This window comes from Providencia sp. LY12 (genome assembly GCF_057621555.1).
Window position 1 is genome coordinate 2581514 of record NZ_CM172594.1, and the last position, 15618, is coordinate 2597131.

Here is a 15618-nt window from a genome sequence, read left to right on the forward strand (position 1 = left end):
TTATAACACTAATAACTGTTAGTTTCAGTGATATTTGTATTTTTTCCTGATTGTAATTTGAAAGTAACGTGGCAAAATTCTTTCCTTTATAAAAATAAGAAGAAGGAAAAATAATGTCGGATCCTCAATATGTTGTTGTTGGTGTCGGCGTACTGATTACTAACGCCCAAGGGCAAATTCTCCTAGGTAAACGTAGCAGTCAGCATGCGCCTTACTGGTCTATTTTCGGAGGCCATGTTGACCCAGGAGAATCTTTCGAAGCCTGTGCAATCCGTGAAATAAAAGAAGAGATTGGTATTGATATCGAGACCCCAACCGTATTTGGTATCAGCAATAATATCGAAACCTTCCAACAAGAAGGAAAACATACCGTTTCCATCTGCATGCATGTGGAATATAACGGAGAAAAAGCCCCACAGATCATGGAATCGGATAAATGCGAAAGCCTGTTGTGGATCTCCCCAACTGACCCATTACCTGAGCCTCATTTTGAAGCTAGCCGTAATACCATTGAGCTATGGCTCAACAAACGCTTTTATCAGCCTCACCACTAAACCCCATATGCACAAATTTTATCCTATTTGTGCATATAGTAATCACCATTAATTATTTTTTATTTTATTATCTTTTAGATGTTTACATTATTTCAGTCCTAATGTATCGTTCAGCTAGTACAGTGAAGCAATCATTCAGGAGTCATCATGGAAGCCGATGTAACAAAACCACCAAAGCGCCCCTCTATTTTAGGCGGTTCAATGATCATAGCCGGTACCGCAGTCGGTGCAGGTATGTTTTCTATTCCGATGGTGACTTCAGGTGTTTGGTTTTCCGGTTCAGTTGTCTTACTGATCTACACATTTATCTGTATGTTATTATCAGGATTAATGATTTTAGAAGCCAATATGAATTACCCTGCAGGTGCTAGTTTTCATACCATGGTAAAAGATTTATTAGGTTCTGGCTGGAATACCATTAATACCCTCTCCATTACGTTTGTATTGTATATTTTGACCTATGCCTATATTTCAGCAGGTAGCTCAATCATTACAGAGAACATTTCACAATATGTTCAAGTTCCACAAGCACTTTCAGGGTTTATTTTTGCGGTCGTTATCGCGTTTTTTGTTTGGTTATCTACCCGTGCAGTTGATAGGTTAAGTACGATTTTAATTGGCGGGATGGTGATCACGTTCGTCATGTCTATTGGTGGTATGGTGACAACTGCTTCACCTTTAGTTCTCTTCGACCAATATGAAAATAGTCAAAGTGAATATTTACCTTATGCATTAGCTGCGTTGCCTTATTTACTGACCTCTTTTGGTTATCACGGAAACGTGCCGGGATTAGTGAAGTACTACAATAAAGATAGCCGTAGTGTCATGTTGAGCTTAGTGTACGGTGCAGGAATTACTGTCACTATCTACATCTTATGGCAGTATGCTATTCAGGGTAATATTCCGCGCTCATCCTTTATTGCGATCAGAGAAAATGGTAACAATATTGGTGCGTTACTGAATCAAATGAATATTTCCGCACAGAGTAGCTTTATTTCACAATTTTTAACGCTGTTCTCTTACATGGCATTAGCTAGCTCGTTTTTAGGCGTATCCCTCGGCTTATTTGATTTTATCGCTGACTTCTTTAAATTTAACGATAGCCATCAAGGGCGATTTAAATCAGTCATTATTACTTTCTTACCGCCAACAGTTTTAGGTTTAGCGTTCCCTGACGGCTTTATTTATGCCATCGGTTTTGCAGGACTTGCAGCCACTATTTGGGCGGTCATTGTCCCTGCCATGATGGCAAGAGCAAGCCGTAAGCGTTTTCCTAATAATAGCTATCGAACACCCGGCGGAAGCTTTGTGATTGGGTTCGTCATTTTATTTGGTTTGATTAACGCAGCAGCCCATATTTTGTCTCTGTTAGGTTTATTGCCTGTTTATTAAGTTATTCAAAGACAATCATTGGTTAAAAAGAGATCCCTAGCGTGAAAACTAGGGATTTTTTTGATGTTAACATCTTGCCTAATCCCTTATCTGCGAGTAATTTTGTCGAACTCTTTTTGACTAATAACAAAGAAGGTTATTTATGGCTAAGGCCAACGAAATCAAACGTGGTTTTGCAATAAACTACAACGGGAAATTACTGCTGGTTAAAGACATTGATATCCAATCCCCAAGCGCTCGTGGCGCAAGTACACTGTATAAAATGCGCTTTACCGATATCAAAACCGGCCAAAAAGTTGAAGAGCGCTTCAAAGGCGATGATATTTTAGACACAATTTCACTCACTCGCCGTGCGGTAAGCTTCTCGTATATTGATGGTGATGAGTATGTGTTCATGGACAATGAAGACTATACCCCATATATCTTTAAAAAATCTGATATTGAAGAAGAGCTGCTATTTATTCCTGAAGAAGGTTTACCAGGAATGCAGGTTTTAACAATGGATGGGCAAGTGCTAGCACTTGAATTGCCACAAACTGTCGATATGGTGATTGCTGAAACAACACCAGGTATTAAAGGCGCTTCTGCAAGTGCTCGTACTAAACCTGCAACAATGCCGACTGGCTTAACAGTTCAAGTTCCTGAATATTTAACTACCGGTGAAAAAATCCGTATTCACATTCCTGAACGCCGTTATATGGGGCGTTGTGATTAATTATTTTGCTCTATTTTCTCAGTATGAAAATAAGCTTACATTACCTATGGGCATTCCGCCCATAGGCGTCATTATAAATAAACATCACTCATCCTAGAAACGCATTCCATTTAACATTCAAAAATTAATATAAAATGACAATTTAGTTATTAGTCATAAATAACCGTGTAAACCCCTATTTTATTTTCCTTATTAATCCATTTGAATGTTTGAGTTCCTTTATGATTTGGAAGTACAGTTCCTTTTTCAGTCAATTTATTAAACTTTACTGACGTCGTTTTAACGGCTCCATCATCATTCCAACATTTTGTATCAATACTCTGTTCAATACTCGTGATAACGCAAGGTGATGCGACAATCGCGCCGACAAAGTGGATAGTACCTGATGCAACGGGTTTTGCTTCGCTATGTGTAGAGGCTTTAGCGTGCATACCGAATGTTAATGCCATTAAAGAAAATACTGCTAATGTTATTTTTTTTACTGAGTGATCCACAAGAATTTCTCCGCTTAAAATTAAGTTATCGTCAATTACTAGAATTTATTTACATCTAATTGATGCGTTGTTTAATAAATTTCGGATATAAGCTTAATTTGAGTAGGGAAATAGTTATTTCACATATGGTCGCCATTTTTTATTTTTAGAAACCCGCAAAGGGAGGTAAGATTTTTAGTGTTTAAAATTTAACTTATATACAATAAATTTCATTGGAATTGATTTCATTTATACAACAAATCACTTTCTATTTTATTAAAATTAGTCATCTTATCCATCAATCACATTAGATGTTTATTAATTAGAACTGCTATCAACAATTCTCTAATTAAATTCATTTTCTTAGTAAATTTTTAATCTATTTAATTCCTTTCACTTATTAAAAGAGTAAAATTTCATAACATCGAATAATGAACATAACTGTTTAGCTCTCTTCATTGGAAGCTTAATGCATAAAAAACACACGATAATGTAGTAAGAATATCCGCAACATATACCTATCTAATACGGACAATTTGTTTTTACATTTAAGTGACAAACAATATAAATTTAAACTTCTTTACAAATCAGATTGAAATTTAAAAAATTACCACTGTTTTTATAAAGATATTAGATAATAAACGTGACTATGATCATGTTTTCTTTGAAAACGGTCTTCCTAAGAGCGCAAAAACACTGGATTATTCGCATTCTGAAGGCAAGTTAATGATGGATCTCTCGTTTTATATAATGTTTTGTAAATTATGCCCCTATTAACTCGCCATTTCAGCTTTGTTTATGTATATTCTTTATGTTTGGTTAAAGAACCTAATATTCATCAGCCAAATATATAAAATAAGTACGATTTTTAGCAGCTTCTGATTATCTTTTTATAATCAACAGGTGTTAGAGCACAAGATAGCTGCTAATTTAGAGCATAATTTGTTCGATACATAAACACTTTCTGCGAAAAATACACTCAGTCGTTTAATGCGTTTTTCACAGGGATCAGTTTAAGTGTGTTGTGTAATTTCCACACGGCAACAAATAAAATGGCAAGGGATATTCTATTAATGTTAACTTCTGAAAAATTTAAGCGCTATATCTGGCGCATTGTTCCGGCAGTCGCAATTGCCGTAACGCTTTCAGCATGTACGGCACCGAAAACGTCGAAGAATGGTCAGACAACCACAAGATCTTCAGATGCTCGTATGTTAAATGCAACATCGAATGACTCACTCGCAATGGCATCTCAAGATGAATTCGAAGATTTAGTCAGAAGTGTTGATACCAAATCCAAAATCATGGATCAATATGCAAGCTGGAAAGGCGTAAGCTACCGTTTAGGTGGAACCACGAAAAGTGGTGTTGACTGTTCTAGCTTCGTACAACGTACTTTCCTCGAACAATTTGGCGTGCAATTACCACGTACTACCTCTGAACAAGAGTCTTCAGGTAAAAGTGTAAAACGCAATAATTTAAGAGCGGGTGACTTAGTTCTGTTTAAAACAGGTCGCACGATGAAGCATGTAGGGATTTATATTGGGGACAATAAGTTTGTTCACGCCTCTACAAGCAATGGCGTTATTGTTTCTGAAATGACTAACGATTATTGGAGCAAGCGTTATTACGCAAGCCGCCGTGTGGTTAATGGCTCATAGAACCCAGAAACATTAATGCAGTAACATATAGATACCTTGCCAATAAAAAAGCTTCCAGGCTCTAAACCGGAAGCTTTTTTATTGGGTCGTATATCATAAAGACGACCTTAAGATTAAATAGTTTCAATGCCATTAAGCACAATAGAAACCAGAAGCCATTTCTGCGATAGCAACACCGGATGCTTTTAAACGGCACATTGCGGTTAGCTCATCACTCGCTCGGATAAATAAACACATCTCTTTTTGCCATTCTAAAATGGCGTTATCGATCTGCATTTCCGATAACGATTCAGATAAATGCTTCATTGCAATACAATCTGTTGCACAGTCGTGGCTCAGCAATTTTAGCCCCACTAGCTTATCGCTATTCATATCATTCATAGGTACAACTTCAACATCAGTCCCTATTTTTCCCGATAACCAGCGGTAGCTTTGCGGCAGCCTGTGCACTACCGAAAGACCTAATTTTTCCACAAAAATTTCCTATTAAAACATGTCATCATTTTGCCAAGTAAATTGACTAGCCAAATTGGCGTTTAATTTACATTTCACTCAATGAATATCGATTCTTTTAGATACTGAAACTCCCCCAAGAGACAACGTCCCTCTTCCTTGTACCTCTCTCTATATTAGAGAGTGAATAGAGCTACATATGTCTTAAAGAAATCCTCGTTCAAACCGAACTTTTAACTCAATCAAAAAGTAACATGAATGTTAAAAGCAAGAACTTAAATATAACATTAAAAAAGTAGCATGTCGTTAAATTTTTGTGACATACATCATTGCATACGAATTTTTTTGACAAAAAAGTTAATTATTAAACAAATTTTGAGAATAACACTCAAAACAAACCATAATAAATCAATTTATTTTTTACATTTTCACTTAAATGGATTAACAATTACCTCTTTTTTAAGCTCATATAACCTTATTTCGGATCATTAGAAAATGAGTTCCACCTTTCACCGAAAACAGAAATTTAACAAACATTCCACTTAAGATAATTGATATGGATCATTTTTTGATAAATACTTTAATTTCATTATGAAATTAATCGGTTTTATCGAAGTGTTGAGTAGGTTAATCCATAGGTATTATGAATAATATATTGGTGAGATAAATCAGCATGATATAAATAATTGAGGGAAACTAATGAGTTTATCAGCTTCATCCTTGAAACTGATTCTATTGGAGATGTTATTTTGCTCTTTTCGCTAAAAGCACAAATAACATGGAGAGAGCCACACAACCTACCATCGAGCCTACCATCGGCCATGCATTTTTAGCAGGAATCATTGATAACAAAGTCCCCACCAATGCACCAATAGAAAAACGAATTGTGCCGGCAAGTGAAGACACTGTTCCTGCAATATGAGGATAATTATCGAGGATCACTGCCATCGAGTTTGAGGTGATCATGGCAATCCCACTCACATAAATCGCGACGCCGATCACTAATGTCCAGAAATCCATACCCAATGCTGTCGTCGTTAATAACCATATTCCCATAACGAACTGAACAATAATCCCGAAATACAACATTCGCTCAGCGCCAAATTGCCTTACAAATTTGCCGTTAATCGTCGTCATAATAAATAAGAAGACAATATTGATGCCAAAGTAATAGCCAAAATGTTGAGGCGATACTCCGTTAAGGTCGATATAGACAAATGACCCCGCATTCAAGAAAGAAAACATACCGGAAAACGAAAATGAGCTGGCCAAAATATAGAACAACACTTGGCGGGCTCTGAATAACGTCGCAAATTGGCGTAATGTGGTTCCGATATGGAATTTTTGTCGCCTTTCAACGGGTAGTGTTTCTCGGATAAATAAACTGACTAGCACCACAGCGATAACAGCCGCAATTGCAATACTCCAGAAAATGGCATGCCATGAGAACCAGCGCATCATTTCGCCGCCCATGATAGGTGCCATCAACGGTGCAATTGTCATCACCAATACGACGAAAGACATGCTTCTGGAGAATTCATCTTTAGTAAACATGTCGCGCATTAATGCGTTGATCACGACGCTGGCTGCGGCTGCCGCAAATCCATGAAGGAAACGCAACCAGATAAATGTATCGATCGATTCCGCAACTGCACAAGCCGCCGAGGCTAATGCAAAGACAATCACCCCACCTAAAATTACGGGTTTACGTCCTAGACTGTCCGCCATCGGACCATAAAAAAGCTGACCAATTGCAAAACCAAAAATGTAGCTGTTTAGGGTCATCTGAATGCGCCCTTCATCTACATTAAAGTAACCTGTCATTGCAGGGAAACTCGGTAAATACATATCAATCGCTAATGGCATTAGCATTGATAGCAAACCTAAAATTAAAATCAGCCCCAAATAGGATGAACGCTGTTGTTGCACTTATTAACTCCTGCTATGACATCATTAACGGGGAACCGTAATACTCTCAATCTCTGCTTCAGTCAGTGGGCGGTATTCACCCGGCTCTAGCTGCTCATCTAAACGAATTTCCCCGACTCGCTCACGATGCAAACCACACACATGATTTCCGACGGCCGCAAACATCCGCTTAACTTGATGATAGCGCCCTTCACTGATTGTCAGCCGGACGTCACGTGGAGAAATAATCTCCAATTGAGCAGGTTTCGTGAGTGATTTCTCACCATTTAACATGACGCCTTGTTCAAATTGAATAGCGACATCGTCGGTAATATCTTCACTCAGTTGAACTCGGTAGGTTTTCTCACAATGATGTTTTGGCGAGGTAATGCGGTGAGACCATTGCCCGTCATCCGTTAATAACACTAACCCTGTCGTATCAATATCCAAGCGACCTGCTGCATGCAGTTTTTGGGCGACGGGCTCATCAATAAAATAGAGAATTGTTGGGTGCGTTGGGTCATCAGTAGAGCAAACATAGCCTTCAGGCTTATTGAGCATAAAATAGCGAGGTCCTGTGACTTGCACTAACACATTGCCATCATAGGCAACTTCATTATCAAGACCCACCTGCATTGAACCTGATTTTACAACTTCATCGTCAACCATGACATTACCGGCACGTAGCTCACGCGCCACCAAACTCCGGCTTATCCCAAGTTGCTGGGACAAAAATTTATCCAGTCGCATAGATTCTCTTAACTTGATGGAATGTCAGCGAGAGGTACAATAGCACCGCGCTGTCATAAGATAGAAAGATGGATTGCTGTGATTACTATCACATAATTTATTATACCAATAACCTGTTACAAGTGATAGCGCAGCAAAGGGAACGTTTAAATTTAGACCTAGCCACGGATTTAACTTAAATTTAACATTAATAATCTGACTTTTTTGAAAAAACTAACTCATATGCCTACAGCTTCATCCCGTTTTACTTTACGCCCTTACCAACAAGAAGCCGTTGACGCGACGATCCAGCACTTCCGACGTCATACTACTCCAGCGGTAATTGTGCTCCCGACAGGGGCAGGAAAAAGCTTAGTGATCGCAGAATTAGCGAGGCTGGCTCGTGGGCGCGTATTAGTTTTAGCGCATGTCAAAGAGTTAGTTGAGCAAAACCACGCCAAATATCTGACTTATGGTCTAGAGGCAGATATCTTCGCAGCAGGTCTCAATCGCAAGGAATCCCACAGTAAAGTGGTCTTTGGGAGCGTACAATCGGTAGCGCGTAACCTTGAACACTTTGACGACAAATTCTCCTTGGTGATCATCGATGAATGTCATCGCATCAGCTTAAACGAAGAAAGTCAGTATCAACAAATTATCCTAAGCTTACAAAAGCATAACTCTGCACTACGCATTTTGGGCTTGACCGCGACGCCCTATCGCCTTGGCCATGGGTGGATTTACCAATACCACTACCACGGAATGGTTAAAGGTGATGAACACTGTTTTTTCCGTGATTGTATCTATGAATTACCGCTGCATTACATGATCAAAAACCAATTTTTGGTTCCCCCTGAACGCTTAGATATGCCAGTGCTACAATATGATTTTAGTCAGGTATCGGTTAACCAATCAGGAATTTTTAGTGAGCAAGAACTCAATTTATCCCTCAAAAAACAGCAGCGCATTACACCAAAAATTGTGGCGCAGATTATTGAGTATGCAACGCCATTACAAGGTTGCATGATTTTTGCCGCTACGGTTGAACATGCTAAAGAGATCCTCAGTTATTTACCTCAAGATACTGCGGCATTAGTCACCGCGGATACACCATCCCTCGAGCGCCAAAGCATCATTCAGCAATTTAAAAACAAGCAATTACATTATCTTGTCAACGTTTCAGTACTGACCACTGGTTTTGATGCGCCACACGTAGACGTAATTGCCATCTTACGCCCGACAGAGTCTGTCAGCTTATATCAGCAAATCGTTGGACGTGGCTTACGTTTGAGTGAAGGAAAAAAACAGTGCCTAATTCTGGACTATGCCGGAAATCCTCACGACCTCTTTCGCCCCGAAGTGGGTAGCAGCAAACCCAACTCCACCAGTGTTCCAGTCCAAGTTTTCTGTCCACTGTGTCAGTTTGCCAATGTTTTTTGGGGGAAATGCACCGCTGATGGTCAAATTGTCGAGCACTACGGGCGTCGCTGCCAAGGGTGGGAAGAAGATGAGCATGGACGAAAACAACAATGTGAGTTCCGCTTTCGATTTAAGCAATGCCCCCATTGTGGCGCTGAAAATGACATTGCCGCACGACGTTGCCATAAATGCCAAGAAGTGCTTACTGACCCCGATGATATGCTTAAAGCCGCATTACGACTCAAAGATGCGCTAATCTTACGCTGCGGGGGAATGGAACTCACGTCAGGCTCGGATGCAAAAGGCGAATGGCTTAAAATTGCCTACTATGATGAAGATGGTACGTCGGTGTCTGAGCGCTTTCGACTCACCACTCCAGCTCAAAAACGCGCATTTGAATTCCGATTCTTGCGAGAACATCATCGAGCCCCAGGTGTTCCTTTCCATTGGAATAATGCAAACGACATTATTTCACAACAAGCTTTATTACGTTACCCACAATTTATTGTTGCGCGAAAAAAAGAAAACTACTGGGAGATTAGAGAGAAAATCTTTGATTATCAGGGGCGTTTCCGTCTTGCAGCATCGTTAAGATAAGCAGAAAAGACGCGATTAATGATGAATAAATCATGCCAAGTCAGAAAGATAATGATCTTAATGATTGCCCGCTGACCGTTTTTTCGTTAAAATGCCGCCCGCCTTTGTATGTCTCGCTTAGCGAAATGATGTTACAGGGCCAAATCTCGAACCTGCTGCTGGGTCGCCTGTAGCAGGATTTTTATTTTTTCTTTTATAGAGAAATTGTAATGTTAACTATCAATGCAATTGAACGTAAAGAGCAGGGTAAGGGTGCGAGCCGCCGCCTGCGCAGAGCTAACCAACTGCCAGCTATCGTTTACGGTGGCAACCAAGAAGCTATCTCTGTTACTCTGAACCACGATGAAATCATTAACCAAGAAAGCAAAGCAGAATTTTACGAAGTTCTGACTCTGGTTATCGATGGTAAAGAAACTAAAGTAAAAGTTCAGGCTGTTCAACGTCACCCATTTAAGCCAAAAGTGACGCACATTGACTTCCTGCGCGCTTAATTAAGCCCATAGCCGAGCTTTAAAGTTTTTTCGGGACGCCGAGTAAATAACGCCGCAATTGCGGCGTTATTTATTTCAAACATACGATTTCTAACATAAAAATTTCGATAGTGAATCCATCATTCACTATTTATTACCGCGACGTTGCAACTGGTCACGCAGATTCGGCGGTGTACCACGGATAGTCAATGTGTCCGTCACGGGATCCCAGAAAATACGTTCTCCCATTAACATCGCGTCAAAGCTAATCGTAATACCCCCACCACTGCCTGAAAATTTCGTTAATTGCTTCAACGTACCGCGATCAGCAGGAAAACTCTCTTCCAGTTGATAATCATTTTGGCGAGTAAAATCTTCAAAGCTTTGCTCTTCCACCATTGGTAACTCTTTTGAGAGTTCCTTCAGCTCAATCTCTTCGCCTGATTGCAGTTGCTCACTGCAATAGCTGTGAACTTGCTGGCGATAGGCTTGGCGAGTGTTTTTATCCATTTGCGCATTATCACAAAAATCATCCAATGCTTGGACTAACCCTTTATTCTGTACCTTCGCATTCAAACCTTCAGACGCAGCTAAAAAGTCCATAAAGAAATCAGATACTTTACGCCCCACTCGCCCTTTAAGGAAAGTCAGATAACGCTTCGATTCAGGATTGGTTTCCCATTCAGTCAAATCAATACGCGCCACAATATCCGCATGGGGAATATCTAAGTAGTGAGTCGTCCCCAAATCGAGGGATTCCGTCACAAACATGCTGTCGCAACTATTCAGAACAGCGATAAGGAGATATTCCACTGCCAAGTAACGATATTGGCAGAAGAGAACGATTCCGCCTTCAGCAAACGGGTATTTTGCCAGCTCATCTTTTAAACGTACGGTCATTGCGCGGCTAAAGCCTAAAAACTCTTCTTCACCCTTACGCAGTAACGTTAACGCTTCAGCCAGTTCACTCTCTTCATTGAACTCACCAAACGCCTTACTTTTTGCACTGTATACACGATGTAATTCTGCCATCATGTCTTGCACAACATTGTCTGTCGTCAATAACGAATCACGCAACATGACTTCTAAGGTCTGCTCATCTCGTTTAATCAACTGGTGTAACGCTATCTGGGTAATTTCCAGACTCATTGTTGGCTCCTTTCGCTAGCAGAAATAATGTCGCGTATTCAAACACTGTTAGTATTTGTCTGCAACTGAAACCGTTAACCGCCATTTTTTTATTACTTTTGTGGCGAACTATTATCCACTTCGGTGATCTAAATAAACATTATTATCAATTAAACGAAAATTTGTTTAAAGAAAGAAGAAAAGTCACCCACAATGGGCTATCATATGGAGCTTTCATTAATTTAGGATGCCATAATTTATGCCACAATCATCTCGCTATAGTGATGAAAAAGTTGAAGGTTTACTGTCTGACCTTGTTAGTGTGTTAGAAAAAAACCATACTCCCGTTGATCTATCATTAATGGTGCTCGGTAACATGGTTACCAATCTGCTGAATACGTCTGTCGCCCCTGCTCAGCGTAAAATGATTGCAGAGTCCTTTGCCAATGCATTACTTTCTTCTGTACAAGAAGATAAATCACACTAATTTGGTTGATAAATAAACAGCATGGTCACCCATCAGCGCTACCGTGATAAAGTCTCCAACATGATTGGTTGGGGGCATTGGTTTGCACTTTTTAATATACTACTTTGCCTTTTGCTAAGTAGCAGCTATCTGTTTATTTTTGACTGGCCAGATACCTTCGCTGGTCGCGCTTATGCCTTCGTCAGTTGGTTGGGTCATTTCAGTTTTGTGGTGTTCGCCACTTACTTGCTAATCATCTTTCCGCTGACCTTTATCGTTATGTCCCAACGATTGTTGAGGGTTATCTGTGTGGCGCTAGCCACCGCGGGACTTACCTTATTACTCTTTGATATTCGCGTCTTTAGCCAATTTGGTCTTCACCTTACCCCGCAGGTATGGGATTTAGTCATTAACCCTGCCAAGGGTGAAATGGCGCGCGAATGGCAATTGATGTTCATCAGCATCCCCATTATTTTTCTGGTTGAGATGCTATTTGCGACCTGGAGCTGGCAAAAACTACGCAGCTTAAGCCGACAAACATTTGGGCGCCCGCTGGCAGGTCTATTCATCGCAACATTTGTGATGTCACATTTAATGTATGCGTGGGCGGATGCCAATTTTTATCGCCCAATCACGATGCAACGCTATAATTACCCGCTGTCTCAACCAATGACAGCGCGTAAGCTACTTGATAAATATGGTCTACTCGACCTAACTGCACATCAAAATCGTGTATTCCAGCAAGGTAGCCCAACTGCACTGAAACTTCAGTATCCATTGAAGCCGCTTAGCTACCAAGACCAAGGTACGGGTTACAATTTACTGTTATTGGTTGTTGATGATTTAGGTAATGTTTCTCAGCAAAACCAAATGAACTCATTGAAAGAGTTTAAAAATATCAGCTCCCAATTTACCAATCACTATACTTCTGGGTTACGCAATGACACCGCCCTATTTGGGCTGTTCTACGGTATCTCATCAAGTTATATTGATAACATTCTCAATGGTCGCCACCCTTCTGTACTGATTGAAGCTTTACAGCATCAAGGCTATCAGTTTGGTTTATTCTCCACTGATGGATTTAGCTCACCATTATTCCGACAAGCGATTTTGTCTGACTACTCCTTGCCGACAAAAGCAGCGGACAATGACAAACAAACTATTGCACAGTGGAATTTATGGCTAGATAACGTGAAGCATGGCTCTCCTTGGTTCTCCTTCTTAAATATCAAGGGAGCGCCGGGAAGTAATCAAACGGATAGCCAAATCAGTCAAGTCATTGAGACGTTGAAGAGCCAGAACAAGCTGAATAATACCATTGTGGTGATCACGGCAAACTACAACAGTAACGGTTCGCAAGATACTGACTGGGTGAATAAAAAACACTTTAACCGCGACAGTATGCAAGTTCCGTTATTTATCTACTGGCCTAATACTCCAGCGCAACAAATTGATAAGCTAACTAGTCATCAAGATGTAATGACCACCCTCATGCAGCGGGTGTTACATGTCAATAACCCATCTGATGATTACAGCCAAGGTGAAGATCTCTTCAGTGCGCAGCGCACTTATCCGTGGGTGATCACCGGCGATAAAAGCGATGTCGTCATTACCACCAACAGCGCTACCATGTATATGGATCATAATGGGCAATTTAATATCTATGACCCACAAGGTAACGAGCAAACTGACGACAAACCAGACCTTGCTGAGCTACTGAAAATCTTTACTGAACTTAAACGCTTCAATGAAAATTAGCGCTTAAATTTCAATCAGTCATATGAGTTTGCTCTTGATTTCGTCAATGTTTTGGGTAGTATATTTTTACCTAAAGCCCTTGTTGTAAAGGCATGCATTCATTAATCGGCACGTAGCGCAGCTTGGTAGCGCACGGTCATGGGGTGTCCGGGGTCGGAGGTTCAAATCCTCTCGTGCCGACCAAATTCTCACTCAAGCCAGCCTTTTCGGTTGGCTTTTTGTTATTCAATGTTTCCCTTTCTTTAACCATTATCTGATAGCCAAATTGCATTGCTATCGGAATAATAGCCACTATTCTTTTAACCTTTTATTGAGTTATACAGCATGTCGCTATCCGTCACAGTTGCATTATCACGCCAAGAGTTTATCGCCTTTAGCCGCTACTGCCATAAAAATAACTACTTTTTACCCAAAACCCGCAGCTTACTCACTTATACTCTGCTCTATTTGGCTTTCTTTGCCATCATGGGAGGGGTATTCACCTTACTCCAACATTTTGATATCGAGCTTAATATGGGGCAATTCATTGTCTCTGTTCTGATGGCGATATTACTTTATGCCATCTTTGCAATACGTTTGTTTAAAACATTGAACAAAGCGATTCCTGATGCGGATAGCTCGACTTTCTGCACAAAAACATTCACGGCAGATGAGAATGGATTACACATTGAGAGTGCTTATGGTTTATGGCACTACAATTGGAATTCAATGGGTTTTATAAAACAAAATGGAGACACACATTATCTATTTATTGATAGAACTAGCGCCTTTATTTTCCCAAAACGAGCGTTTGATTCACACGAAAACTATCTAAAGTTTGTGCAATACCTCACTCAACAAAATTATTTTTTAAATAATCCAGAATAAATCTTAGTAAACTAAATTAATTTAGCATAATCATCCGTTATGCTTTATTTTAAATTTTGCGAAGCATTTATATTCACTACACATTTTTTTACACTTTATTTTTAGCTTTAATTAACGATTTATATTAAAAATTAGAAATAACTCCACGAATAGTATTTCGTCTATATTATCGTCCGATATCACTCTCTTTATGTGTAGAATTATTTATATATTCTGAATTTCTTAAGAATAATCTCTATTTTCGCTATCAAAATTTCCCACAAAAAATCCACTCACATTCATTGTGAATATACATCAACTTTGATTTTAAATGATTTTTAATTAATTAAATAGGTTTACATACGTAAAAATACGTTGTATCGCACTCAAACATAAAATCAAATCCATTAGAAACCTTGATCTATCCATCTTAAAATTATATAAAATAGCAAACTGATTTAAGCCAAATTAAAGTTAAAGAATATATTTCATTTACCAATAATTCATATTTAAAGCGAGTAATACCACTAAAGGACTCCTAAAATGTCAGATAGCTTCCAAAATGAAGTACCGAAGGCTCGGGTTAATATCAAATTAGACTTGCACACGGGTGGTGCGCAGAAAAAAGTGGAATTACCACTTAAATTATTAGCTGTTGGTGATTACAGCAATGGACAAGATAATCGAGCATTATCTGAGCGCGAAAAAGTTAATATCAATAAAAATAACTTTAACAGTGTACTCACTGAATTTGCGCCGACCATTAACCTCACGGTGAAAAACACCCTTGCTGGTGATGGAAGTGAAGAAAGCATCAACCTCTCTTTCAAAAACATGAAAGATTTTGAGCCTGAGCAAGTTGCCCGTCAAATTCCTCAACTGCGCGCAATGTTAGCTATGCGCAATCTGCTGCGTGACCTGAAATCTAATCTCCTCGATAACGCAACGTTCCGCCGTGAACTGGAAAACATCCTTAAGGATCCAGAACTCAGTGATGAACTTCGTGAAGAACTAGCACAGCTAGCGCCGAAGAAAGATTAATTTGGATT

At 39.6% G+C, this 15618-nt stretch carries 15 protein-coding genes and 1 tRNA gene; 11 read left to right on the top strand and 5 right to left on the bottom strand.

Annotated features, from left to right (window positions below):
• The first annotated feature begins 113 nt into the window (after positions 1 to 113).
• The 3 genes from ACY3ZI_RS12345 to yeiP all read left to right on the top strand — a co-directional run bounded on the left by ACY3ZI_RS12345 (position 114) and on the right by yeiP (position 2661).
• Complete coding sequence (locus ACY3ZI_RS12345) at positions 114 to 554, top strand: nucleotide triphosphate diphosphatase NUDT15 (RefSeq protein ID WP_211885969.1); 441 nt, start codon at positions 114 to 116, stop codon at positions 552 to 554.
• Between the two features lie 147 nt (positions 555 to 701).
• Positions 702 to 1946 carry a tryptophan permease gene (gene mtr / locus ACY3ZI_RS12350; RefSeq protein ID WP_487375269.1) on the top strand — a complete coding sequence of 415 codons (1245 nt, stop codon included), beginning with the start codon at positions 702 to 704 and terminating at the stop codon, positions 1944 to 1946.
• 142 nt (positions 1947 to 2088) lie between these two features.
• Positions 2089 to 2661: an elongation factor P-like protein YeiP gene (gene yeiP, locus ACY3ZI_RS12355; protein ID WP_036953010.1), complete on the top strand. Its 573-nt coding sequence runs from the start codon at positions 2089 to 2091 to the stop codon at positions 2659 to 2661.
• 149 nt (positions 2662 to 2810) lie between these two features.
• Here yeiP and ACY3ZI_RS12360 read toward each other — a convergent pair whose 3' ends face one another.
• Positions 2811 to 3155, bottom strand: coding sequence for a hypothetical protein (locus ACY3ZI_RS12360; RefSeq protein WP_108477942.1), 345 nt, complete (start codon positions 3153 to 3155; stop codon positions 2811 to 2813).
• A gap of 1052 nt (positions 3156 to 4207) precedes the next feature.
• On the opposite strand from ACY3ZI_RS12360, the gene mepS reads away from it, so the two are divergent.
• Positions 4208 to 4795, top strand: a complete 588-nt coding sequence (gene mepS, locus ACY3ZI_RS12365; RefSeq protein WP_036953007.1) for a bifunctional murein DD-endopeptidase/murein LD-carboxypeptidase — start codon at positions 4208 to 4210, stop codon at positions 4793 to 4795.
• 132 nt (positions 4796 to 4927) lie between these two features.
• Here mepS and ACY3ZI_RS12370 read toward each other — a convergent pair whose 3' ends face one another.
• From ACY3ZI_RS12370 to rsuA, 3 genes are all read right to left on the bottom strand, one after another.
• Positions 4928 to 5269, bottom strand: a complete 342-nt coding sequence (locus ACY3ZI_RS12370; RefSeq protein ID WP_036953005.1) for a YejG family protein — start codon at positions 5267 to 5269, stop codon at positions 4928 to 4930.
• 723 nt (positions 5270 to 5992) lie between these two features.
• Complete coding sequence (locus ACY3ZI_RS12375; protein ID WP_036953002.1) at positions 5993 to 7177, bottom strand: Bcr/CflA family multidrug efflux MFS transporter; 1185 nt, start codon at positions 7175 to 7177, stop codon at positions 5993 to 5995.
• Between the two features lie 24 nt (positions 7178 to 7201).
• The gene (gene rsuA, locus ACY3ZI_RS12380; protein WP_036953000.1) at positions 7202 to 7906 is read right to left on the bottom strand and encodes a 16S rRNA pseudouridine(516) synthase RsuA; all 705 of its coding nucleotides are present in this window, start codon (positions 7904 to 7906) and stop codon (positions 7202 to 7204) included.
• Between the two features lie 222 nt (positions 7907 to 8128).
• Here rsuA and radD point away from each other — a divergent pair, with 222 nt between their 5' ends.
• Both radD and rplY read left to right on the top strand, forming a co-directional pair.
• Complete coding sequence (gene radD, locus ACY3ZI_RS12385) at positions 8129 to 9901, top strand: DNA repair helicase RadD (RefSeq protein WP_211885972.1); 1773 nt, start codon at positions 8129 to 8131, stop codon at positions 9899 to 9901.
• 209 nt (positions 9902 to 10110) lie between these two features.
• Positions 10111 to 10392: a 50S ribosomal protein L25 gene (gene rplY / locus ACY3ZI_RS12390; RefSeq protein ID WP_006660420.1), complete on the top strand. Its 282-nt coding sequence runs from the start codon at positions 10111 to 10113 to the stop codon at positions 10390 to 10392.
• A gap of 126 nt (positions 10393 to 10518) precedes the next feature.
• Here rplY and yejK read toward each other — a convergent pair whose 3' ends face one another.
• The gene (gene yejK, locus ACY3ZI_RS12395; RefSeq protein ID WP_108477940.1) at positions 10519 to 11520 is read right to left on the bottom strand and encodes a nucleoid-associated protein YejK; all 1002 of its coding nucleotides are present in this window, start codon (positions 11518 to 11520) and stop codon (positions 10519 to 10521) included.
• Between the two features lie 238 nt (positions 11521 to 11758).
• Between yejK and ACY3ZI_RS12400 the strand changes: the two genes are divergently transcribed.
• The 5 genes from ACY3ZI_RS12400 (at position 11759) to tssB (ending at position 15610) form a co-directional block, all read left to right on the top strand.
• Positions 11759 to 11986, top strand: coding sequence for a YejL family protein (locus ACY3ZI_RS12400; RefSeq protein ID WP_108477939.1), 228 nt, complete (start codon positions 11759 to 11761; stop codon positions 11984 to 11986).
• 21 nt (positions 11987 to 12007) lie between these two features.
• Positions 12008 to 13723, top strand: a complete 1716-nt coding sequence (yejM, locus tag ACY3ZI_RS12405; RefSeq protein WP_211885974.1) for an LPS biosynthesis-modulating metalloenzyme YejM — start codon at positions 12008 to 12010, stop codon at positions 13721 to 13723.
• A gap of 106 nt (positions 13724 to 13829) precedes the next feature.
• Positions 13830 to 13906: transfer RNA gene (locus ACY3ZI_RS12410), tRNA-Pro, on the top strand.
• Between the two features lie 141 nt (positions 13907 to 14047).
• Positions 14048 to 14590 (top strand): YcxB family protein, encoded by a 543-nt coding sequence (locus ACY3ZI_RS12415; protein WP_211885976.1) that lies wholly within the window; start codon positions 14048 to 14050, stop codon positions 14588 to 14590.
• Between the two features lie 522 nt (positions 14591 to 15112).
• On the top strand, positions 15113 to 15610 hold the full coding sequence (tssB, locus tag ACY3ZI_RS12420) for a type VI secretion system contractile sheath small subunit (RefSeq protein ID WP_036952987.1): 498 nt from the start codon (positions 15113 to 15115) through the stop codon (positions 15608 to 15610).
• Positions 15611 to 15618 lie beyond the last annotated feature (8 nt).

Bases quoted from the DNA above. Each gene is read 5' to 3' on its own strand.
- rplY (WP_006660420.1), top strand. From the start codon at position 10,111: ATGTTAACTATCAATGCAATTGAACGTAAAGAGCAGGGTAAGGGTGCG.
- yejK (WP_108477940.1), bottom strand. From the start codon at position 11,520: ATGAGTCTGGAAATTACCCAGATAGCGTTACACCAGTTGATTAAACGA.
- tssB (WP_036952987.1), top strand. From the start codon at position 15,113: ATGTCAGATAGCTTCCAAAATGAAGTACCGAAGGCTCGGGTTAATATC.
- ACY3ZI_RS12345 (WP_211885969.1), top strand. From the start codon at position 114: ATGTCGGATCCTCAATATGTTGTTGTTGGTGTCGGCGTACTGATTACT.
- mepS (WP_036953007.1), top strand. From the start codon at position 4,208: ATGTTAACTTCTGAAAAATTTAAGCGCTATATCTGGCGCATTGTTCCG.
- yeiP (WP_036953010.1), top strand. From the start codon at position 2,089: ATGGCTAAGGCCAACGAAATCAAACGTGGTTTTGCAATAAACTACAAC.
- radD (WP_211885972.1), top strand. From the start codon at position 8,129: ATGCCTACAGCTTCATCCCGTTTTACTTTACGCCCTTACCAACAAGAA.
- rsuA (WP_036953000.1), bottom strand. From the start codon at position 7,906: ATGCGACTGGATAAATTTTTGTCCCAGCAACTTGGGATAAGCCGGAGT.
- ACY3ZI_RS12415 (WP_211885976.1), top strand. From the start codon at position 14,048: ATGTCGCTATCCGTCACAGTTGCATTATCACGCCAAGAGTTTATCGCC.
- ACY3ZI_RS12400 (WP_108477939.1), top strand. From the start codon at position 11,759: ATGCCACAATCATCTCGCTATAGTGATGAAAAAGTTGAAGGTTTACTG.
- yejM (WP_211885974.1), top strand. From the start codon at position 12,008: ATGGTCACCCATCAGCGCTACCGTGATAAAGTCTCCAACATGATTGGT.
- mtr (WP_487375269.1), top strand. From the start codon at position 702: ATGGAAGCCGATGTAACAAAACCACCAAAGCGCCCCTCTATTTTAGGC.